The sequence below is a fragment of the Gordonia sp. IEGM753 genome, from assembly GCF_050321825.1.
Lineage (GTDB): Bacteria > Pseudomonadota > Gammaproteobacteria > Pseudomonadales > Pseudomonadaceae > Aquipseudomonas.
The window spans coordinates 1,678,888-1,700,982 of record NZ_JBNQGB010000001.1; the positions used below are offsets into that span (position 1 = coordinate 1,678,888).

Here is a 22,095-nt window from a genome sequence, read left to right on the forward strand (position 1 = left end):
TTCTGATTTTTTTCCGCTGCCCTTTACCTGATGACCTAACCTCATAGGCTGGGTGATCAAATACAGGGTTGAAGTGTTCTATGCGCACTGGATTGAAGTTAATCATTCTCGCGTTTTGCGCCGTGCTTCAACTCAATGGCGGGCTGCTTCTGGCTGCCGATGCACTGACGCCTTCACCGTCCACTTTCGCAGTGTCTAAAAGCGATTTACAGGGTTTGCAACTGCGCCTCGACCGGATCAAGCAACAGGTCTCGCAAGCCAATAACCTGACCCTGATGGTCAACCTGCAAGACGTGGTGCAGAGCTTCATTGACGATGTGGCGGCCATGCAGTCGGCCCTGCTGCCGTTACAGAAACAATTACAAGCGCAGCTGGATGTGTTGGGGCCGCAATCGCAGAGCGATCTCACCGCGCAAACTTCCGACATCACGACGCACAGGGCTTTTGTCACCGAGCAAAAAACCAGCGTCGATACCAGCCTCGATACGCTGGCGGCGCTCAGGGAAAGCGCTGCCAGCCTGATCATTCAGATCGCCAGTATTCGACGCAGTCTTCTTGAAAGTGAAGTCACATTACGCAGTGGCAGTGTTTTGAGCCCGTGGTTCTGGTCGCCGTTGTTCAACGGTTTACCGGAGGACCGGGAAAAACTGGTCAGCTTCATCAACCAGGCAAAAGACGCATTGGTCAACGCCTGGCAGCCCGGCGAGCGCTTGGTTGCCGGAATGCTCATTGTGCTGGCCCTGGTTATCTGGACGCTGGGACGCAGAGTCACAGATCGTGCGCTGACCTGGCTGTGCATTCACCGTATGCCCGAGGGGCGATTACGTCGAAGCGCCCTCGCCCTCGCCTCCGTTGTCGCGACCTTGGTCACTACCGCGATTGCGATGCAGCTGCTTTTTTTCGCGCTGACGCGACAACTGCCCCTGACGCCGATGCTGCAAGATTTCGCCGATGAGTTCGAAAAACTGGTCTACACCTGCGTGATGATTACCGCATTAAGTCGCGCACTGCTGTCGATGCGGCAGCCATCGTGGCGGCTGCCGGCGATTTCCAATCCGGTGGCTCAGGCGTTGCAGCCTTTTCCCAGGATATTGGCGGGCACGCTTCTGGCGCTGGTGAGCCTCGCGCAAATTACCAATGTGATGGGCATGAGCACCCAAACCATCCTCTTTGGTCGCGGCGTGGTGGCGCTGGTAGTCACGCTGATTATCGGGGTGTTGTTTCGACGCATCAGCAAAGTCAGGCAAGCCATGGTGGCCGCAGGCGAAGCCCCGGAAGCAAGAACCACCCTCGTCGGCCTGATTTACTCGGCAGCTACGGTGGCGATTGTTGTCTCGCTGCTGGCGCTGTTGATTGGCTATATATCGCTCGCACGGTTCATTACTTACGAACTGGTGTGGGGCTTCATTATTCTGTGTGGTTTTTATCTGTTGATTCAGTTGTTGAAAGACAGTTGCGAGTACCTGTTTTCACCCAAGAGCCCTAGCGGCAAAGCCTTCAAGCAATTACTGGGGATCGGCGATGTACGCCTGGAGCAGGTGTCGATTGTGCTGTCCGGCTTCGGGCGCGCCGCCTTATTGCTGCTGGCGGTCATTTCATTGTTTGTCGGCGGCGTCGGCACCACGCTGGGTCAACTGATGACTCAAACGGTGGCCATTCTCGGCGGCGACGGCCTGCGCAAAATGAACATCGTGCCCGGCCACGTGCTTAACGCGGTGCTCGCACTGGTGATTGGCATCTACCTGATCCGATCGTTGCGCCGGTGGCTGGACAACGAGTTCCTGCCCAAGACCGACATGGACCCTGGCATGTGTGCATCGCTCAGCACACTGTTCAGCAACATTGGCTACGCGTTGGTGATTTTGCTCACGCTGTCATCGCTGGGCGTGCAGTGGACCAACCTGGCGTGGATCGTCAGCGCGTTGTCGGTGGGGATCGGTTTCGGTTTGCAGGAGATCGTGAAGAACTTTGTCTCGGGGTTGATCCTCCTGACCGAGCGGCCGGTGAAGGTCGGCGACCTGATCAGTATCAGCGGCGTCGAAGGTGACATTCGCCGGATCAATGTCCGGGCCACCGAAATCCAGCTCAGCGACCGCTCTATCGTCATCGTTCCCAATTCACAACTGATCTCGCAAAACCTGCGCAATGTGACGATGGGTGGCAGTGCTCAAGGGGTGGCGACACTCGAGTTGACGTTCCCTTTGGACATTGACCCCGAACAAGTCAAAAACCTGCTCTACGACACCTACTGCGAAAACCAGACAATCCTCGACAAACCGGGCCCGGTGGTGCGGTTCAGCAAACTGAGCCCGGAAGGCATCACGCTGGCAGTGACAGGCTATGTCAGCAGCCCGAGAATCGTCACCACCACCAAAAGCGATCTGTTATTTGAGATTCTCAAGCGTTTGGGTGCAGCGGGCATTGCCCTGGCCAAACCTGCACCCGTTGTGTGACCGGGCGCTTAGCACACCGCAATGTGCGAGTCGGTTCGCGGCTCGGTGCCACCGCATAGCACGCCGGTTTGCGGGTCGCGCAGGATGATCTGCCCGCGCCCGTAACTGGTCAGGTCGCACACCACGTTCACCTCATGCCCACGGCGCGCCAATGCAGCGGCCATGTCCCGCGAGGCACCCTGCTCGATCCCAACTTTCAGCCCGCCCAGCCATTGCCAGCGTGGCGCATCCAGCGCTGCTTGCGGGTTGAGGCCGAAATCCACCAGGTTCATCACCATCTGCACATGCCCTTGCGGTTGCATGTAGCCGCCCATCACGCCAAACGGTCCCATCGCCACGCCATCCTTGCTGAGAAACCCCGGAATGATGGTGTGAAAGGTTTTCTTGCCGGGTGCCAGGCAATTGGCATGTTCGGGGTCCAGGCTGAACTCTTCCCCACGGTTTTGCAGGGCGATACCGCTGTCGGGCAATACCACGCCCGAGCCAAAGCCGTGGTAGTTGCTCTGGATGAACGACACCATGTTGCCTTCGGCGTCCGCGGTGGCCAGGTACACCGTGCCACTGGCGTGAGGGTCACCCGGTTTCGGAGCCACGGCGCGTTCGCCGATCTGCTCCCGGCGATGCGCGGCATATCGGTCACTGAGCAAGTCCTCGACCGCAACGCGCATGTGTTCAGGATCGGTGATGTAGTGCAAGCCGTCGCTGTAGGCGAGTTTCATTGCCTCAAGCTGCCGGTGCCAGGTTTGCTGGCTGTCGCGATGATCGAAATCGAAGCCTTCCAGAATCTTCAAGGTCATCAATGCAACGAGGCCCTGGCCGCTGGGTGGAATCTCCCAGACGTCCACGCCACGGTAATTGACGCTGATCGGGTCTACCCATTGCGCGCGGTAATCGGCCAGATCGCTGGCGCGCAGGTAACCGCCGGTGGCTTGGGAATGCGCGTCCAGGCGCTGCGCCAACGCGCCGCGATACAGGCTTTCGCAGCCGGTTTCAGCCAGTTCGGTCAAGGTTCGTGCTTGTGCCGGGTTGCGGAACATCTCTCCGGCACGCGGCGCCCGGCCATCAATCAGAAAGGTGTCGAACCAGGTGTCGAGCACCGTGTCGCGGTCCGGGGTGAAGTCCTCCAGTGCGGTTTGCCATTGCAGCGCAACCACCGGAGACACCGGAAAACCGTCTCGCGCCAGTTCAATCGCAGGCTGCAACAACTCGGCGAACGGCAGTTTACCGAAGCGCTTGGAAAGCTCGGCCCATGCCGATGGGCAGCCCGGAATGGTGACCGGCGTCCAGCCATGCAGTGGCATTTTTTCATGGCCGGCAGCCTTCACCGCCTCGATGCGCAGCGCTTGCGGCGAATGACCATTGGCATTCAGGCCATGCAATTTGTTTTGGGTCCAGACCAGCGCAAACGCATCGCCACCGATGCCGCAACCGGTCGGCTCGACAACTGTCAGCGCCGCCGCCGTGGCAATGGCGGCATCAATGGCGTTGCCACCGCGACGCATGATTGCAATCCCGGCTTCAGCGGCCAATGGCTGGGAGGCGGCGACCATGCCGCGTTTGGCAAAAACACTCTGACGCTGCGAAGCGTATGGGTACTCATGGGCAGAAAATTTGAACATGGGCAGGACTCACACAATAGAATTTTTAAGGCTCACAGCACTCGGCTGAGGAAGGCGCGGGTACGGGCATGTGTCGGCTGGCTGAAGATCTGCTCAGGCGGGCCTTGTTCGATCAGCTCACCTTGATCGAGCACCACTACGCGGTCTGCCACTTCACGGGCGAAGCCCATTTCATGGGTCACCACGACCATGGTCATGCCCTCCTCCGCCAGCTCTTTCATGACTTGCAGCACTTCGCCGACCGTTTCCGGGTCGAGCGCACTGGTGGGTTCGTCGAACAGCATCGCTTGCGGTTTCATCGCCAATGCCCGGGCGATGGCCACACGTTGCTGCTGCCCACCGGACAACATCGACGGGTAGTGATCAGCCTTTTCGGCCAGGCCTACCCGCTTGAGCAACGCCCGTGCCTGTTCCAATGCCGCTGCGCGAGAAACACCGAGCACCTGTATCGGCGCTTCAATGATGTTTTCCAGCGCGGTCATGTGCGGGAACAGATTGAAGCGCTGAAACACCATGCCGATGTCCCGGCGCTGACGGGCGATGTTGCGTTCCGAATCCTTCACCAGGCTGCCATCGGCTTTGGTGCGGTAGCCCATCGGTTTGCCGCTGACGCGTATCTGCCCGGACTGAATGTCTTCCAGCAGATTGATGCAGCGGATGAAGGTGGTTTTGCCGGAGCCGGAGGCGCCGATGAGCACCACCACTTCGCCGCGTCGAACCTGCAGGGAAATGCCTTTCAGAATTTCCAGGTCACCGAACGACTTGTGAATATCCAGCGCCTCGATGACCAGTTCTTCACTCAGGTGAGTCATGTTCAACGCCCTCTCAACAGTTTCATCGTGTTGCGTCCAAACATCCGGCTAGCGGCCGGTGCCGGGCGATCAGACTGACCGAACCGGGCCTCCAGCCAACGCTGGAAGAAGCCCCAGAGCGTGGTCAGCACCAGGAAGTAGATCGCCACCACCAGGTACAACTCGAACACACGGAACGTCGCCGAGGTCACCATTTGCGTACTCAGCAGCAGTTCCTGCACGCCAATGACGCTGACCAGCGTGGTGTTTTTCAACATCACGTTGAACTCGTTACCCAGCGGCGGCACGATCACCCGGAACGCCTGCGGCAACACGATGCGGCGCATCAATTTGCCGAAGGTCATGCCCAGCGAACGTCCGGCCTCGTATTGGCCCTTGTCCACCGCGCCGATCCCGGCACGGATGATCTCGGCCATGTACGCGCCCTCGTTGAGCCCCAACGCGATGATGGCTGCCTGAATATTGCCCGGCACGATGAACCAGCCAAGGTCCAGGTCTTCAAAGCGAAAAATCCCACCGGCGGCCAGTGCGGTGTACAGAAAAACGATCTGCACCAGCAACGGCGTGCCACGCATCAGCCACACGTAAAAACGCACCGGATACTGCAACAGCGGGTTGGAGGACAGCTTCATCAACGCTGCGATCAAGCCCAGCACACACCCCAGCAACATGGCTGAAACACTGATCAGGCACGTCAGCCAGAGCCCGGTCAGGTAAACATCGGTTGGCTGTAACAAGTACTGCCAGAACACATCCCAATTGAAGTTCATCACGCACGTCCTCAGTCCAGTTTGTCGCTGTCGACATGCCATTTACCCAGCAGCGCGGCGTAACTGCCGTCGGCGCGCATGCCTTGCAGCACTTCGGTCAGGGCGGCAGTCAATTGCGGATCGCTTTTACGCACGCCGAAACCGGTGAGGATGCGATTGAACGCAGGCACGGCGGACTGGAACAGGTCCGGCGCGAGTTTTTGGTAGTGGCCGGCCGATTCGACCGTGGTGCCGAACGCATCGACCTGGTTGATACGCAATGCCTGGAAGGCATCGGCATCGACGTTGTAGATCACCAGTTTCATCGGCGCCTTGCCGGCCGCTTCAAGCTTTTCGTTTTCTTTGCCGAGCAGCACGCGAATGGTTGAACCGTTGCTGACGGCGACTTTCAGCCCGGACAAGTCTTCGAGCGTGCTCACCGATTTCGGGTTGCCCTTGGGCACCACGATCGACTGGCTGGAGTACATGAAGTTAACGATGTCGATGACTTCGCGGCGTTCGGGTTTATCAAACAGTTGATCGACGATCATGTCGCACTGCTGCGCCAGCAGTGCCGGAATCAGCCCGGCGAAAGGCGATATCCGCCATTCGACTTTCTTGTCGCCCAGGCGCTGGGCGATGGCTTCCCCCATATCGACCTGCAGCCCGACCGGTTTTTGCTTCAAGTCGAAAGACACCAGCGGTGGCGAATCCATGCCGGAGCAATAAACGATTTTTTCGCTCTTGCTCAACCGCTCCGGTAACTCGGGGGCAGCCAGCGCCCATTGCGAACATAGGCTCATGGTGACGACGGCAACTAACGCGCAAGACTTGTGCATGGCAAGGCTCCAGGTGTCGGGGGGATGTTGGTTTTTTTTATTGATGGGCTTCAAGAAACTGGATCAGTCGCGGGATGGTGCCTTCGATGTGCTCGCACACCACGGCGGCTGCTTTGTCCGGGTCACCGGAACGCAACGCAGCGACAATCGAGGCGTGCTCGTCGCGAGCGCTGCGTGGTTTGTCCGCGTGTTGCAACCACAGGCGCATGTGCGGCTCGATCACCGAATACAGCGCTGAGATCTGCCGCATCAATCGCGGGCGCTCGCTCAAGCTGCACAGGTATTCATGGAAGGCTCGATGACGGCTGACCCACTCGGCGCCGTCTTCGCGGTAGTCGTCCATCTCATCGAGCAGGCGCTCCAGATGACTGAAGTGACGCTCGGTGAGTTTGTCGACGGCGACCCGGATGGCGAGACCTTCCAGGGCGCTGCGCATTTCGAACACTTCGCGCATTTCATCAATGTTCAAACCGCGAACGATGGCGCCACGGTTAGGCCGAAGCGTCACCAGGCCGTCGGCGTCGAGTCGCCGGAAGGCTTCGCGAACCGGCATGCGGCTCATGCCGATTTCACCGGCGATGTCCTCGGCAATCAGCCTTTCACCGGTGCGGTAACGTCCTTTGCAAATCGCCTCCAGCAGGAAGTTGTACGCCTCCTCTTCCGCAGTGATCGGCTGGCGTTCGGAATAGACCGGAGCAAATTTCATCAGCTGCACCTTTTGTATTTTTGTATCCAATTATCCATAAAGCCAAAAAAGCATATTGCGTGCCAGATCGCACATGCCAGTTATAGGTAATTGATTTTATTGGTGTATCGAGGATTCAACCGCGGTCAGCGTGCAACGGGTTTACGGCGCCATCGAGTTGAAATGCCCCAGTATGGGGCGAGGAGTGACCAGAAAGTGCACGCAAGTAACACAATTTTACAGGCTTGAGAAACGGCACAAGGAGGGAGAGCCACATCGACGAAGAGGCCCAAAAGACGTGTCATCCGCCACCGGCCTTCAGCGTTTCAAGGTCTCACTCGGAAGCTCACCGAACAAGCCGCGGTAGCTGCTCGAAAACCGCCCCAAATGCCAGAACGACCACTGCATCGCGACCTCGGCGACAGTGGTCGACAGCGGCGAACTCTTCAACAGTTCCCGGTGCGCGCTGTTTAAACGGCGCAGACGCAACCAATGGGTCGGCGTCATCCCGGTGTAGGCCTTGAACGCATGTTGTAACTGACGCAACGACACGCCGGCGATCTGCGACAGTTCCATCAGGTTTAGCGTCTCTTCCGGCGAATCCGCCGCCCATTCGCCAATCCGCCGCATCACGGCACGCTCTTCAGCGCGGCGTTGCAAGCCGCCACGGTCGAGGCACACGCACGCGTTGTCGAGTATGTACAGGCAGTCTTCCAGCAACTGCTGGGTCAACGCCTCGCGGCTTGGCGGATCAATGGTCTGCGCCAGGCGCGTCAACGTGCTGCTGAGCCACCGGCAAAACAACCCGCTCTGACCCGAGTTGAGCGGTGCCATGAACAGCCCCTCAAGCTTGGCGATGTTCAAGCCGTGACGCTGGACGAACTCCGGGCCGAACACCACGGCTATTTCCTGGTAGTTCTCCGGGGTGATCCAGATATTGCGGCTTTCACCATTCAACACGTACAGCGCGTTGTCACTGCGATCAAAGCAAAACGCCAGCGAACCTTGGGGCGCGCTGAAATTCTGCTCGACCCGAGTGTTCATGTGTTCTTCGTAGATTTCCACGCCGTGCAGGTCCAGATAGCGCACAAGGCCTGCGAAATGCCCGGGCGACATTTGCTGGTACTGCTGCACCCAACCCGGTGTGGCGCGGATTTGATCTGCAACATCGGCGGTGTTGAACGCTTGAACCTGTAACGGACTGGACGCTGTCATGAAATGACCTTACGCACTCGTTTGGTGCGTTTTGGTGCTGCTGAAAGTGGATAGATGGATCTGCAAGGCTCGCCCAAGATAGTCGTCAACGCGTCTCAGGGGAAGTGTGTGGTGGATGAAACCACCCTCCCCGGCGTTAATAAAACCAATAACGAGGTCTTTATGAATGTCCCTTTCGATCAGCTGTTCACATGGCTGAAAGATCACAAGATTACCGAAGTCGAGTGTGTCGTCAGCGATCTGACCGGCATTGCACGCGGCAAAATTGCACCCACCAACAAGTTCCTGCATGAGCGAGGCATGCGCCTGCCGGAAAGTGTGTTGTTGCAAACGGTAACCGGGGACTTTGTCGATGACGACATCTACTACGACCTGCTCGACCCGGCCGACATCGACATGGTGTGCAAACCCGATGCCGACGCTGTTTACCTGGTGCCATGGGCCATCGAGCCGACCGCGATCGTTATCCACGATACCTTCGACAAATTCGGTAATCCGATCGAGCTGTCGCCACGCAACGTGCTGAAAAAAGTGCTGCAGCTGTACACCGACAAAGGCTGGCGACCGATTGTTGCGCCAGAAATGGAGTTCTACCTGACCCAGCGTTGTGAAGACCCGGACTTGCCGCTCAAGGCTCCGCTGGGTCGCTCGGGCCGTGCAGAAAGTGGTCGGCAGTCGTTTTCCATCGACGCGGCCAACGAATTCGACCCGTTGTTCGAAGACGTTTATGACTGGTGCGAGTTACAGGGCCTGGACCTCGACACGCTGATCCATGAAGACGGCCCGGCGCAGATGGAAATCAACTTCCGTCACGGCGACGCACTGGATTTGGCGGACCAGATCACCGTGTTCAAACGCACGCTGCGCGAAGCCGCGTTGAAGCACAACGTGGCCGCGACTTTCATGGCCAAACCGATTGGCGATGAGCCCGGCAGTGCCATGCACATCCATCAGAGTGTGGTGGACATCGCCACCGGTCAGCCGATTTTCGTCGATGGCGACGGAAAAATGAGTGAGCTGTTTTTGCATCACATTGGGGGTCTGCAAAAGTACATCCCTAAAGTGCTGCCGATGTTTGCGCCCAACGTTAACTCGTTCCGCCGCTTCCTGCCGGACACCTCGGCCCCGGTGAACGTTGAATGGGGCGAAGAAAACCGCACCGTTGGCTTGCGTGTGCCGACTTCCAGTCCTGAAGCCATGCGCGTCGAAAACCGTTTGCCCGGCGCTGACGCCAACCCTTACCTGGCCATTGCCGCCAGTTTGTTGTGCGGATACCTGGGGATGGTTGAGGGCGTGGCGCCAAGCGCCGCCGTGGAAGGTCGCGCCTACGAGCGTCGCAACCTGCGCCTGCCGATCACCATTGAAGACGCGCTGACACAGATGGAAGAGTGCGAAACCGTCGAGCGTTACCTGGGCGACAAGTTTGTGCGGGGTTACGTTGCGGTCAAACGCGCCGAACATGAAAACTTCAAACGCGTGATCAGTTCCTGGGAGCGTGAGTTCCTGTTGTTTAGCGTCTAGTTCTTCGTTGCCAGTACCACCGCCATCGCTAGCAGGCTAGCTCCCACAGGGGAATGCATAACCAATGTGGGAAGAAGGCTAGCCCCCACAGGGGATGCATACCCAATGTGGGAAGAAGGCAAGCTCCCACAGGAGATGCATACCCAATGTGGGAAGAAGGCTAGCCCCCACAGGGGATGCATAACCAATGTGGGAAGAAGGCTAGCTCCCACAGGGGATGCATACCCAATGTGGGAAGCAGGCTAGCTCCCACAGGGGATGCATACCCAATGTGGGAAGCAGGCTAGCTCCCACAGGGGATGCATACCCAATGTGGGAAGAAGGCTAGCTCCCACAGGGGGATGCATAACCAATGTGGGAGCTAGCCTGCTAGCGATAGGGCAAGCCCAAACACTAGAGAATCACCTGAACTCACTCTTACAAAAAACCCAATAACTCCAAGAGGTGTCGATATGCGTCTATTGAAATCCGTGGTTCCGGTTGCGCTGGCCGTGCTGTTCAGCGCGGTTGCGCAGGCCCAGCCAACAGTCAGCGTCTATAACTGGACCGATTACATCGGCGAAACCACCCTCGCCGACTTCCAGGCCAAAACCGGCATCAAGGTGATTTACGACGTATTCGATTCCAACGAAACACTGGAAGGCAAATTGCTCGCCGGTCGCACCGGGTACGACGTCGTGGTGCCTTCCAACCACTTCCTGGCTCGCCAGGTGAAGGCCGGCGCGTTCCTTAAACTGGATCGCTCGCAACTGCCCAATTTCAAGAACCTCGACCCGAAACTGCTGACCCTGCTGGAAAAAAACGATCCGGGTAACGCGCACTCCGTACCTTACCTGTGGGGCACCAATGGCATCGGCTACAACGTCGACAAGGTCAAGGAAGTACTGGGCGTCGACCACATCGACTCATGGGCGGTGTTGTTCGAGCCGGAAAACATCAAGAAACTCAGCAAATGCGGCGTGTCGATGATGGACTCGGCCGACGAAGTATTCCCCGCTGTGCTCAATTACATGGGCATGGACCCGCGCAGCGAGAACCCGGAAGACTTCAAGAAAGCCGAAGCCAAGCTGATGAGCATCCGTCCTTACATCACTTACTTCCACTCCTCCAAGTACGTGTCGGACCTGGCCAACGGCGACATCTGCGTCGCGTTCGGTTACTCAGGTGATGTCTTCCAGGCTGCAAACCGGGCCAAGGAAGCGAAGAACGGCGTGAACATTGCCTACGCGATTCCCAAGGAAGGCAGCAACCTGTGGTTTGACCTGCTGGCCATTCCTGCCGATGCCGCCAACCCGAAAGAAGCGCACGCCTTCATTAATTACCTGCTGGACCCGCAAGTGATCGCCAAGGTCAGCGCGTCGGTCGGCTACGCCAACCCGAACCCGGCCGCCAAGCAATACATGGACCCTGAACTGGTGAATAACCCAGAGGTTTATCCACCGCAGGCAGTGCTCGACAAGCTCTACATCTCGACCACGCCGCCGCAGTCGATCATGCGCCTGATGACCCGGTCCTGGAGCAAAGTGAAGTCCAACAAATGAACGCCGTCCATGCACACTCCTATTACGCGGCAACCGCCAAAAGCATGCCGCCCTTCCCAGCGCTGGCATCGGATGTGGTGGCGGATGTCTGCATAATCGGTGGCGGTTTTACCGGGGTTAACACCGCGATTGAACTGGCGCAGCGTGGGCTTTCAGTGGTGTTGCTGGAAGCTCGGCGGATTGGCTGGGGTGCCAGCGGGCGCAATGGCGGGCAGTTGATTCGTGGCATCGGGCATGACGTCAGCGGGTTTGCCCGCTACGTCGGCAACGAAGGGGTGCGCTACCTGGAGCGCGCCGGCATCGAGTCCGTGGAGCTGGTGGGTAACCGCATCCGCGAACACGCTATCGATTGCGACTTGCGCTGGGGGTTTTGTGAACTGGCAAACACTGCCGCGCAATTTGCTGCGCTCAAGGATGAGCAACAAGGCCTGAACGAGTCCGGGTATGCGCATGAAACCCGCCTGGTCGGGCCCGAGCAAATCCGCGAGCAGGTCGTGAACTCCGGTGTCTACGCCGGCGGCTTGATCGACATGGGCTCGGGCCACCTGCACCCGCTGAACCTGGTGCTGGGCGAAGCGCAGTTGGCGCAATCGCTGGGCGTGCAGATTTTTGAGCAAAGTCCGGTGCTGGAGTTGATCCACGGCAGCCAGGTACAGGTTCGCTGTGCCGGCGGCACGGTACGCGCAGGCAGTCTGGTGTTGGGCTGTAACGCGTACCTTGACGAACTCGAACCGAAACTCAGCGGCAAGGTACTCCCAGCGGGCAGCTACATCATCGCCACCGAGCCATTGTCGCCGGCGCTGGCGGCGCAACTAATCCCGCAGAATCTGGCGCTGTGCGATCAGAAAGTCGGCCTCGATTACTACCGGCTCTCGGCGGACCGGCGTTTGCTGTTTGGGGGCGCCTGCCATTATTCGGGGCGTGATCCGTCGGATATCGGCGCCTACATGCGTCCGCAGATGCTCAAGGTCTTCCCGCAACTGGCCAATGTGCGCATCGAGTACCAATGGGGCGGGATGATCGGCATATCAGCCAATCGTTTTCCGCAGGTTGGCCGCTTGAGTCAGCACCCCAACGTGTTTTACGCCCAAGGCTATTCGGGCCACGGCCTGAATGTCACTCACTGGTGCGCAAAGCTGTTGGGTGAGGTCATTCACGCGAGGCACAGCCAGGGTTTTGACGTGTTCAGCGCCGTGCCGCACATGACCTTCCCCGGTGGCCCAATGCTGCGTTCGCCGCTTTTGGCGCTCGGCATGTTCTGGTATCGTCTGCGCGAACTGCTCGGCTGATAAGTCTTTACCATCGTTCCCACGCGCGCCGTGGGGACGATCGGTCAGCATTTAAATCTTTCGATTTGCTCAATCGTGAGGCACTTCTATATTGAAGGGGTGCTCTGACTTCTATGCCTCTTATTGAGCGCGACCCATGGCTACCACCGCCCACCTGATCATCTGTGAACATTGCGATTGCGTGTACCAAAAAACCACGCTCGCCAAACATCAAAAAACCCTCTGTACGCGCTGCGGCGGCGTGCTTCAGCGCTATAACGGTCTTTCCGTGCAGCAGCGCCTGGCGCTGACGTTTACGGCACTCATATTGTGGATCTTTGCCAATTTTTATCCGGTCATGAGCATCAGCCTGAAAGGTCTCAAAAACAGCGCGACGCTCTGGGATTCAGTGCTGGCGCTGAGCCTGGGGCCGATCACGTTCATTGCCCTGGTGGCGGCCATCGCGATGATCATCGCGCCCATTATCCAGCTGTTGCTGTTGATCTGGGTGCTGACTCACGCGCTCGCAGGCAAACGGGCGCCAGCATTCAAATTCTGCATGCGCTGGCTCGAAACCCTCAGACCCTGGAGCATGCTTGAAGTGTGTTTGCTGGGCGCAATGGTCGCGGTCATCAAACTGGCCGGGCTGCTGGACGTGTTGCCCGGCATCGGCCTGTTTGCCCTGGCCATTCTCAGCCTGATGATGATCCGCATTGCCGGTCGTGACATTCGAGACCTGTGGGACACCTTATGAATACGCCTCCGGTCGCCAGCGAACTCAACCTGTGCCTGTGCCACACGTGCGGGCTGGCGTGTGACATGACTCATGAACCTGAAGAATGTGAGCGTTGTGGCGCGCCGTTGCACCAGCGCAAACCCAATGCGCTGACGCGAACCTGGGCGTTCATGTTCACCGCCCTGGCATTTTACATCCCGGCCAATTTACTGCCGGTCATGAACACCAAAATGGTCGGCAACGGTGCCGACAGTACGATCATGAGCGGCGTGCTGGAATTTTGGGAGGCTGGCGCGTGGGACATCGCGCTGATCATATTTATCGCCAGCATCGCGGTGCCGGGCATCAAGTTCGTCGCGCTGACGCTGCTGCTGGTCACGGTGCAGCGCGATAGCCTGTGGGCGCAAAAGGAACGGTCAAAACTGTACCGTTTCGTCGAGGTGATCGGCTACTGGTCGATGCTCGATGTCATCGTGGTCGCCCTGGTGGCGGCGCTGGTGAAGTTTCAAGCCCTGGCCGATATCGAACCGCGCCCGGGCATCCTGTTTTTTGGCTTGGTGGTCGTGTTCACCATGCTCGCGGCGATGAGTTTCGACCCAAGGCTGATTTGGGATAAAAAAGCGCAAAACCAACGAAACAACGAGGAGGTCATGGATGAAGTCGCAAGCCACTGACGGGCAAAACGCCCCCGGCGAGGCACCTGTAAAGACCCGTCGTTTCAGCATCTCGCTGGTATGGATCGTGCCCATCGTCGCGGTGTTGGTGGGTGTTTCACTGGTGGTTCACAGCATCATGCAGGAAGGCCCGACCATCGTTGTGACGTTCAAGACCGGTGATGGCCTGACCGCCAACAAAACCGAGGTCAAGTACCGCAACGTGGTAATCGGCCACGTGTCGGACGTTGAACTCACCGACGACCATAAAAGCGTCAACGCCACAATCAAACTGGCCAAACAAGCCGAAAACTTCACACGCGAAGATTCGCAGTTCTGGGTGGTCCGGCCAAGGATCGGGGCCGGCGGTGTTTCCGGCATCGACACCCTGCTTTCCGGCGACTACATCGGTGCTGATATCGGCCAGGCCGATGGTCGTGCCAAGAATTTCAAAGGCCTGGAAAACCCGCCGGCCATTACCTATGGCGAGCCTGGCAAGCGTTTTACCCTGCATACCCAGGACTTGGGATCACTGGACATCGGCTCGCCAATTTACTACCGCAAGATTCCCGTTGGCCAAGTGGTTGCCTACGCCCTGGACCCGGACGGCAAAGGGGTAAACGTCGAGTTGTTCGTGCATTCGCCTAACGATCAGTTTGTCACCGAAAATACCCGTTTCTGGAACGCCAGCGGCATTGACGTGAGTGTAGGCGCCAACGGTTTTGCCCTGAAAACCGAATCGTTGTCTTCGATGCTGGTCGGCGGCATCGCCTTTCGCGCACCGGATTACAGCCCCAACGACAAGCCTGCAGCCGAAGAATATGCCTACGAACTGTTTGACGACCAGCAAAGTGCCCTCGCGCCACCCAATGGCAAGGCGCAATACCTGACCTTGCGTTTCGATCAAGCGTTACGAGGGCTTAAGGTCGACGCACCTGTCGAATTCCTCGGCATGGAGATCGGTAAGGTCGTGGCGATCAATCTGGACTTCGACGAGAAAAAAAGAAGTTTTCCGGTCAACGTCGGCATCGTGATTTACCCGGAAAGATTGGGCAAAGCTCACACCAAACTGTTGAAAGCGTTTAATCCTGATCCTAATGATGAGTCCGCGGCCGTGCGCCTGATCGGCACCTTTATTGAAAACGGCCTGCGCGCTCAGGCGCGTAATGGCAACTTGTTGACCGGTCAGCTGTACATTGCCCTCGACTTCTACCCCAAAGCGGAAAAGGTCGCGTTTGACGCCAATGCGCGTCCCGTCAGTATTCCAACCGTTCCGGGCAGTCTTGAGCAACTGCAGGAAAAACTCGAAGCCATGGTCAACAAAATCAACAATCTTCCGATCGAGCGCATCGCCGGCAACCTCGACAGCAACCTCGTGGAACTGCGCAAAGGTCTGACCCAGTTCAACGCCAAGACCCTGCCAGGCGTGCAGAGCACATTGGCGGATGTCAGCAAGACGCTGCAGTCCGCCAGTTCGACACTGGCTGAAGATTCACCGCAACGTGAACAGTTGACCCAGACCCTGGACGAACTCGGGCGCATGTCGCGTTCCTTGCGTGAACTCTCGGACTACCTGGGACGGCATCCGGAATCGTTGATTCGCGGTCGCCCGAACAATGCCGCGCCGCTGGATCTGCAGGCGCCTCCGCGCAATTGACCACAGGAGCAACACCATGGCTTTTCCGCTAAAGATCACGATGCTGGCTGCAGTGTTATTGCTCGCTGCGTGCCGCAGTGATCCGATTCATTTCCATACGCTGACGCCGACGCAACTCGGTACTTCCCGCTCTGGCACCTCCGACATCCAGATCGAAGCGCTCAGCGTGCCGCCACAGGTCGACCGCCCGCAAATCGTTATTCGCCAAGGCAACAGTGGTCTGGCGATTCTTGAAACCGAGTGGTGGGCTGCAACCCTGGCAGACGAGTTGCGCAGTACCCTGGAAGACCAAATGGTCAACAACAATGCTTCCCGTAAAGTCTCGGTGAAGCTCGACGTTCAGCGCTTCGATTCGATTCCCGGGCAGTACGGGCTGATCGACGTCAAATGGCGCCTGCGCATCGGTGGCGAAGGCGATAGCACCCTACAAACCTGTCGCAGCACATTGCAGACGCCCTCAGGTGCATCGATTGACGATTTGGTGGCGGCGCAGCAGATCAATGTCAAACGCCTGGCCGCGCTGATCAGTCAGGCTGCCAGTGGTACGCAACGAGGCTGCCCGGCGTCCTGAATCAGTATTGGCATTAACTCGACGGGGGATTTTTCACCGTTGAGTTAATGGCGTTTTTCTCAGCAACGAAGTCATGACTTAAATAATACGTAGAAGATAAGGATTTGCAATTACGCACTAAATACGCCTCGCACTAGGCCTCGCAAAATTTTCACATTGGTTTCACTTCGCCACTACCCACCTGAACTTAGTTTGTCCGGCATTATCCCAACTTTAAGTTGCCCGACAATCATGAAACCCTGGTTATTAAAACTGGCACTGGTCATCGCAGTGTTGTCGGTGATTATTCTGGTCACCGGTTTTGCCATGTGGCGGCACGCGCCGGTCAACCTGTCCCGTTCCTCTCCACTTGCATCTGCCCAATTGTTGCGGCTTTGGCAGGCCGGTGAAGTCGCGGTGCTGGTCCGCCACACCGAGCGTTGCGATCAATCGGAGAACCCGTGCCTGGGGCCGCTAGATGGCATTACCCGGGTCGGCAATGACGCCGCTGCCGCCGTTGGCCAAGACTTTTTGAAGCTGGGCATGGAGCGCGCTGACGTTATCAGCAGCCCGATCACCCGCACTGCGCAAACGTCGTACGCCATGTTTGGCAAAGACGTAAAAGCACAAGAATGGCTGGCCAGCTGCGGCAAGACCCTGCGTAACGATGTCGTGGCGCACAAGCGTGACCTGCACAACCTGGTGTTGATTACCCACAGCGGTTGCATCAGCGATTTCGAAGCGCAAACCGGTTTCAGGCACACGGCCAAAAGCAAGTACGGCAGTTCTCTCTTCGTGCACATCGACACTCAGGGCAAACTTGAAGTACTAGGTATAGTGAATGCCAATGAATGGAATACTATTTTTAAACATCAAGCGATTCAACAATAGTTAAACGCGTTAGTGGCTCGAGCGCCGCGATCCGTTGAATGTTGTTATCGAACTCAAGCTTGCCCCATGGACGAAACATGACGTCATATAAACCTTTGTCTGCGCCTGACGGTGATCCAACTAGCCCGGCTAACGCCTATCTTCCTGGTCAACGCTGGTGGATTGCCGGTCTGGTATTGGCGTTTATCGCGTTCTACTTATTGCCGCTGGTGACCCATGGCCTGTGGATCCCCGACGAAACCCGTTACGCGCAAATCAGCCAGGAAATACGCCTTAGCGGCAATTGGATCTCCCCCCATTTCATGGGGATCCGGTACTTCGAGAAACCCATTGCCGGCTATTGGATGATTGCCATCGGGCAGGCCGTTTTTGGCGACAACCTGTTTGGCGTGCGTATTGCGTCGGCCCTGAGCACCGGGCTGAGTGTGTGGCTCACGTACCTGATTGCTCGGCGCCTGTGGAACGACCCGCGCAAAAGTGTTGCTTGCGCACTGCTCTACATGAGTTTCGGCTTGATCGCTGGCCAGGCCGGCTACACCAACCTTGATCCACAATTCACTTTTTGGATGAACCTGACCCTGGTTGCGCTGTGGTTTGCCGTCGATGGTCACTCACCTCGCGAAAAAACAGCAGCCTGGGCAACATTGGGCATCGCCTGCGGCATGGGTTTCATGACCAAAGGATTTCTGGCCTGGTTGCTCCCGGTGTTGATCGCCCTTCCCTACTTCGTGTGGCAGCGTCGCCTCAGCGAATTGTTGCGGTACGGATCACTGGCCGTGCTGATCGCCGTAGTGGTGTGTTTGCCGTGGGTGCTTGCCATTCACCATCAGGAACCGGACTTCTGGCGGTTTTTCTTCTGGAATGAACACATACGCCGTTTTGCCGCCGACGATGCCCAGCACGCACGCCCATGGTGGTTTTATTTTCCGCTGCTGGTGGCGTCCAGCCTGCCTTGGGCGGTTTTATTACCCGCCGCATTGATTACCGCGTGGAAGCAGAAGCGCCAACCGATAATCGCTTTCCTGCTGATGTGGCTGCTGTTGCCTTTTGCGTTTCTCAGCTTGAGCAGCGGCAAACTGCCAACGTATATCATGCCGTGCCTGATGCCTTTGGCGCTGTTGATGGGCCACGCATTGGTACAGCTTCTGGATCAGGGGCGCGGCCGTACAATTCGCCTCAACGGGGCAGTGAATGTTGCCTTGGCGAGCGCTGGTCTTATTGCATTGCTTTATTTCCAGGCCACCAAAGAACTCTACGAAAACACCGAGATGTTCAGCCTGTCATTGGTGTACATCGTGCTCGCCGGTTGGATTATCGCCAACGCGTTGCAAATATTGCGGCCGCTGGTGTTCTGGGCTACGCCAGCGTTTGGCATGGGTTTGCTGGTGGCGTTGGCACCTGCGGCCATGCCTACGCAAGTTGTGCAGAGCAAAATGCCCGACCAATTCATCGTCGAGCACCTTGATGCGTTAAGCCAGACCCGTTCATTGCTCAGTAACGACCTCGGAGCGGCAGCCGCATTGTCCTGGCGTCTGCAGCAGCCTCAGGTGGGTTTGTACAACACGATTGGCGAATTGAAATACGGGCTGGAAGATCCTGCGATGGCCTCCCGCATCGTCACCAAGGAAAGTGTTGCGCAATGGATGAGCGAGGCTCGTAAAAAAGGCTCTGTCGGCGTCGTGATGCGGGTCAACAGTGTTCAAGAAGTCCAGGAAGTAGCTTTGTTGCCGGTCGATGGCAAGCGCTACCAACGTGGCAACCTGGAAATTCTGATATTTCCACAAACACGTCCCTGATCGTCAACGCGCCCCTCATCTACGCCTACAGGAAGTCCCATGAAATTCAGGTTGAACGACAAAGGCGCGTTGGTGCTTTTGCTCGCCGTGTCTGCTTTGGTTTTGCTATTGGGGCTGAACGCGCGCGAATTGTGGGGCGCCGAGACCCGCTGGGCCAACATCGCTTTGCAGATGCTGCAAAGCGATGATTATTTTGATCCCTATCTCATGGGCCTGCCGTACTACGACAAACCCTTGCCCTCTTATTGGTTGATCACCGCAACGGCGTGGCTGACGGGCAGCCTGGGGCACTGGTCGCTGCGCCTGCCCTCGGTGATTGCCGCATGGCTGAGCGTCTGGTTGGTGTACCTGATCGGCGAACAGCTGTATCGAAAGGGCACCGGGCTGATTGCAGGCTGGATGCTTGCAACCACTTTCTATTTTGTATTTTGGGCGCGCGTCGCCACGGCAGACATTCTTACGGTATGGGGTGTATTGGCGGCAGTCTGGTGGTATTGGCGCGGCCCGCAAGACACCCGATTCAGTCGCTACCTGGTGTTTTTTCTACTGCTGTCGCTCACCTCGCTTTTTAAGGGTTTGATCGGATTCATTTTGCCAGGCCTGTTGCTGCTGCCGCATCTGCTTAAAGAGGAACGCTGGAAACAGCACCTCAATCTTCGACTCTGCGCAGCGCTGTGCCTGGCGTTGGTCGTGTACGCAGCCCCCTTCATGCTGTCTCACGTGTATGGCGCCCCGACTTTTGTACAAAGCGGCCTGGGACTGGTGCTGCGCGAAAACGTGGTGCGGTTTTTCCAGCCATTCGACAACATCGGTCCGATCTACACCTACCTGCTTTACCTCCCCGTCTACACCCTGCCCTGGACGCCCTGCTGGTTAGCGGGAATGTGGTTTGCGTTGCGCAACTGGCCTCGTATCGAACCCAATACGCGTTGGCTGATCTGGGGACTGGGCTTAATGATGCTGTTTTTTACGGCCAGCGGCAGTCGGCGTAGCTATTACGTCTTGCCTTTGGTGCCCTTCGCCCAGTTGCTGGGTGCCTGGTGGATCACCCAGCGCAGGGCGCAGCGCGTTGCGCAGGACACCGTTGGCAGTCGTCGGTTGAATCTTGGCTTCGGTCTGGCGGCTGCACTGTTGATCGCGGTGCTTGGGGTCGTTTATCCCTGGACCAACAGCGGCGGTGGCGTGATGCAGTTTGGTGAAACGGTGAAGACACAAGCCCGCAAACTAGCGCCATTAGACACATGGCAAGTGGTGTTGATCGACGCAGACAACAAACTGCCGATGTACCTGCAAACCGGCGGCGCCCCTTTCTATTATGTACAGCAGCATCAGGATTTCCCCCGCTCCGGCGACACGGCTGCACTGATCGCCTGGCTCGAAAAAACCAGCGGCAAACACTGGAATCCCAAGCGCACGCTGGTGATTGCGCACTTCCTCAACGGCAGTGAAGTGGCGCTGGATTACCTGGCGGCCGACCACCAAGTCATCACCACAACGCCCACCAACGGCGAAAGCATGTTCCATCCTCGAGATGACCAAAGCGTTGCCTACATACCACTGGATTGAGGTACGTGGGCTTATTGACTGTCTATAAAGTAGAGGTCATCGGCAGGCGGGGTTTTCATTACGATGTAAGCGTCCTTGCCGTTAACGTAAATACTGTAGAACTTGTTATCCACCGTTGGCGGAGTGCTTCCCTCGATTGTTTTGAACTGATCATTTGAGACATGACTGTGAAAAGCCACTTTGGTTACTCCGCCACTGCGCGGTAGCATTTCAGGCAGCGATAAAAAATCAATATTGAGTACGTATTTCAATGCTGGCATTAGCTTGAACGCACCATCAGCGCCTACCAACCAACCTTTTGTAGAATTTCGGACCATGCGGTACGTCTCTACGCCTACCAAACGCTTATTTGACATCACGTCATAAGCAATACTTTGATTGACGCTGGTCGACAGTTCCTTTTGCACGTTCATGACACGCCCATAGGCGTATGAAAAAGACAGCATGGCAATCACGGGAATAATCAACACACTGCCCAGCCTGGAATGAATGGCGGTCAACGCTTGATAGCTTAGATAAAAAACCAGCACCAATGCCGATGACATCCCCATCATGAGCCTTGCGTTGTCATCGTAATAATTCAATACCAATGAAAGACCGGGAATCGCCAGCATTGCCACTGCAATGGCGAGTAGGCAGGTGCATGCCAAGGCCATTCTATTCAAAAGGCTCACTTGCATTTTTACAATCCGGCAAACAACCAACCCTAAACCAGCGATGGCGATTATGAGTATTGACCAGCATAACCAGGCATTACCATCATTGTACAAAAGGGCTACCCGTTGCAGCGCCACGTGTAGATCCGAACACAGCTTTTGTGTCCAACCGGCATTCAACTCGCGCAGTGCCGTGCGTTCATTAGTGGTGAACTGATGAGCGGTCAGCCAGTAGATAAAGATGCCCAACAGCGATTGAAGCACTTTATCCCGTATCACAGCATAACAATGGCGTGGCTCTTTACCCGCATTGGCTGCACGTATCAGCTCAATACAAGACAAACCCACATAAATATTGATCACCATCTGATAAAGACTCAGGCCGATGGCAATGCACAGCGCCGATATAGCTATTCGCACCGTTAGCGACGGGTGTCGAAAGGTAATCGCGTAAATCACCGCGACCACTCCCAACGCCATTGCGGGCCCATCGTATTGGTAAGAAAGGTTCTGCAAGAAAAAGGGGCTGTACCAGAGTGGCAGCACAACAAGACAGGAGGCCACGGTGGGCTTCAAAAAGTAATGAAAGGTCAGGGATCTCAGGGCAAACGACATCGCCACTATGGATATCAGCAGCGGCAATGGAAATATATTGGGCGCCCCCTGAGTGAAAGACAGGCCTCGGTAGAGCCATTCAACCAATATACGACCATTTTCCTTCCATGCCATTCCTCCAGCCTGTGCTCGCCAATTATCATCAATATAAAAGCTGTCCGCTAATATCAGTGGAAACACGAAAACAAAAACAGCGGCTGTAAAAAAGACCAGTACTTCGTTCTGTGACAGTTCGACTTTCAGAAAATCCATCATTTGGAAACCTCTTGCCAT

18 protein-coding genes are annotated in these 22,095 nt (G+C 56.9%); 11 read left to right on the forward strand and 7 right to left on the reverse strand.

Going from position 1 to position 22,095, the window contains the following annotated elements; all coding sequences use genetic code 11:
• Positions 1–80 precede the first annotated feature (80 nt).
• Positions 81–2,453 (forward strand): DUF3772 domain-containing protein, encoded by a 2,373-nt coding sequence (locus ACQR3R_RS07685; protein WP_428271396.1) that lies wholly within the window; start codon positions 81–83, stop codon positions 2,451–2,453.
• Positions 2,454–2,461: 8 nt separating this feature from the next.
• Here the strand turns inward: ACQR3R_RS07685 and ACQR3R_RS07690 are convergent, their stop codons facing one another.
• From ACQR3R_RS07690 to ACQR3R_RS07715, 6 genes are all read right to left on the reverse strand, one after another.
• Positions 2,462–4,072 carry a gamma-glutamyltransferase gene (locus ACQR3R_RS07690; protein WP_428271397.1) on the reverse strand — a complete coding sequence of 537 codons (1,611 nt, stop codon included), beginning with the start codon at positions 4,070–4,072 and terminating at the stop codon, positions 2,462–2,464.
• A 32-nt stretch (positions 4,073–4,104) separates the two neighbouring features.
• Positions 4,105–4,884 carry an ATP-binding cassette domain-containing protein gene (locus ACQR3R_RS07695; protein ID WP_428271398.1) on the reverse strand — a complete coding sequence of 260 codons (780 nt, stop codon included), beginning with the start codon at positions 4,882–4,884 and terminating at the stop codon, positions 4,105–4,107.
• Positions 4,885–4,886: 2 nt separating this feature from the next.
• Complete coding sequence (locus tag ACQR3R_RS07700) at positions 4,887–5,654, reverse strand: ABC transporter permease subunit (protein WP_428271399.1); 768 nt, start codon at positions 5,652–5,654, stop codon at positions 4,887–4,889.
• 11 nt (positions 5,655–5,665) lie between these two features.
• Positions 5,666–6,472 carry a transporter substrate-binding domain-containing protein gene (locus tag ACQR3R_RS07705; protein ID WP_428271400.1) on the reverse strand — a complete coding sequence of 269 codons (807 nt, stop codon included), beginning with the start codon at positions 6,470–6,472 and terminating at the stop codon, positions 5,666–5,668.
• Between the two features lie 37 nt (positions 6,473–6,509).
• Positions 6,510–7,178 (reverse strand): FCD domain-containing protein, encoded by a 669-nt coding sequence (locus ACQR3R_RS07710; RefSeq protein WP_428271401.1) that lies wholly within the window; start codon positions 7,176–7,178, stop codon positions 6,510–6,512.
• A 297-nt stretch (positions 7,179–7,475) separates the two neighbouring features.
• A complete protein-coding gene (locus ACQR3R_RS07715; protein WP_428271402.1) occupies positions 7,476–8,372 on the reverse strand; it encodes a helix-turn-helix domain-containing protein in 897 nt (298 codons plus the stop codon).
• A 162-nt stretch (positions 8,373–8,534) separates the two neighbouring features.
• On the opposite strand from ACQR3R_RS07715, the gene ACQR3R_RS07720 reads away from it, so the two are divergent.
• The 10 genes from ACQR3R_RS07720 (at position 8,535) to ACQR3R_RS07765 (ending at position 20,551) form a co-directional block, all read left to right on the forward strand.
• Positions 8,535–9,893 (forward strand): glutamine synthetase family protein, encoded by a 1,359-nt coding sequence (locus ACQR3R_RS07720; protein ID WP_428271403.1) that lies wholly within the window; start codon positions 8,535–8,537, stop codon positions 9,891–9,893.
• A gap of 452 nt (positions 9,894–10,345) precedes the next feature.
• Positions 10,346–11,434, forward strand: a complete 1,089-nt coding sequence (locus tag ACQR3R_RS07725) for an extracellular solute-binding protein (RefSeq protein ID WP_428271404.1) — start codon at positions 10,346–10,348, stop codon at positions 11,432–11,434.
• Positions 11,431–12,723, forward strand: a complete 1,293-nt coding sequence (locus ACQR3R_RS07730) for an FAD-dependent oxidoreductase (RefSeq protein WP_428271405.1) — start codon at positions 11,431–11,433, stop codon at positions 12,721–12,723. Before ACQR3R_RS07725 ends, ACQR3R_RS07730 begins: the two co-directional genes overlap by 4 nt.
• 136 nt (positions 12,724–12,859) lie before the next feature.
• Complete coding sequence (locus tag ACQR3R_RS07735; protein WP_428271406.1) at positions 12,860–13,456, forward strand: paraquat-inducible protein A; 597 nt, start codon at positions 12,860–12,862, stop codon at positions 13,454–13,456.
• On the forward strand, positions 13,453–14,112 hold the full coding sequence (locus ACQR3R_RS07740) for a paraquat-inducible protein A (RefSeq protein ID WP_428271407.1): 660 nt from the start codon (positions 13,453–13,455) through the stop codon (positions 14,110–14,112). Before ACQR3R_RS07735 ends, ACQR3R_RS07740 begins: the two co-directional genes overlap by 4 nt.
• Entirely contained in the window at positions 14,093–15,748 is a 1,656-nt protein-coding gene (locus ACQR3R_RS07745) for an MlaD family protein (RefSeq protein WP_428271408.1), read from the forward strand. The genes ACQR3R_RS07740 and ACQR3R_RS07745 overlap by 20 nt, the downstream gene beginning before the upstream one ends.
• A 16-nt stretch (positions 15,749–15,764) precedes the next feature.
• Positions 15,765–16,319, forward strand: a complete 555-nt coding sequence (locus ACQR3R_RS07750) for an ABC-type transport auxiliary lipoprotein family protein (protein ID WP_428271409.1) — start codon at positions 15,765–15,767, stop codon at positions 16,317–16,319.
• Positions 16,320–16,550: 231 nt separating this feature from the next.
• Positions 16,551–17,189 carry a lipopolysaccharide core heptose(II)-phosphate phosphatase PmrG gene (locus tag ACQR3R_RS07755; protein ID WP_428271410.1) on the forward strand — a complete coding sequence of 213 codons (639 nt, stop codon included), beginning with the start codon at positions 16,551–16,553 and terminating at the stop codon, positions 17,187–17,189.
• A 77-nt stretch (positions 17,190–17,266) separates the two neighbouring features.
• Entirely contained in the window at positions 17,267–18,985 is a 1,719-nt protein-coding gene (gene arnT, locus ACQR3R_RS07760; RefSeq protein ID WP_428271411.1) for a lipid IV(A) 4-amino-4-deoxy-L-arabinosyltransferase, read from the forward strand.
• 39 nt (positions 18,986–19,024) lie between these two features.
• The gene (locus ACQR3R_RS07765) at positions 19,025–20,551 is read left to right on the forward strand and encodes a glycosyltransferase family 39 protein (RefSeq protein WP_428271412.1); all 1,527 of its coding nucleotides are present in this window, start codon (positions 19,025–19,027) and stop codon (positions 20,549–20,551) included.
• Positions 20,552–20,562: 11 nt separating this feature from the next.
• On the opposite strand, the gene ACQR3R_RS07770 is transcribed toward ACQR3R_RS07765, so the two are convergent.
• Complete coding sequence (locus ACQR3R_RS07770) at positions 20,563–22,077, reverse strand: glucosyltransferase domain-containing protein (RefSeq protein ID WP_428271413.1); 1,515 nt, start codon at positions 22,075–22,077, stop codon at positions 20,563–20,565.
• Positions 22,078–22,095: the final 18 nt, after the last annotated feature.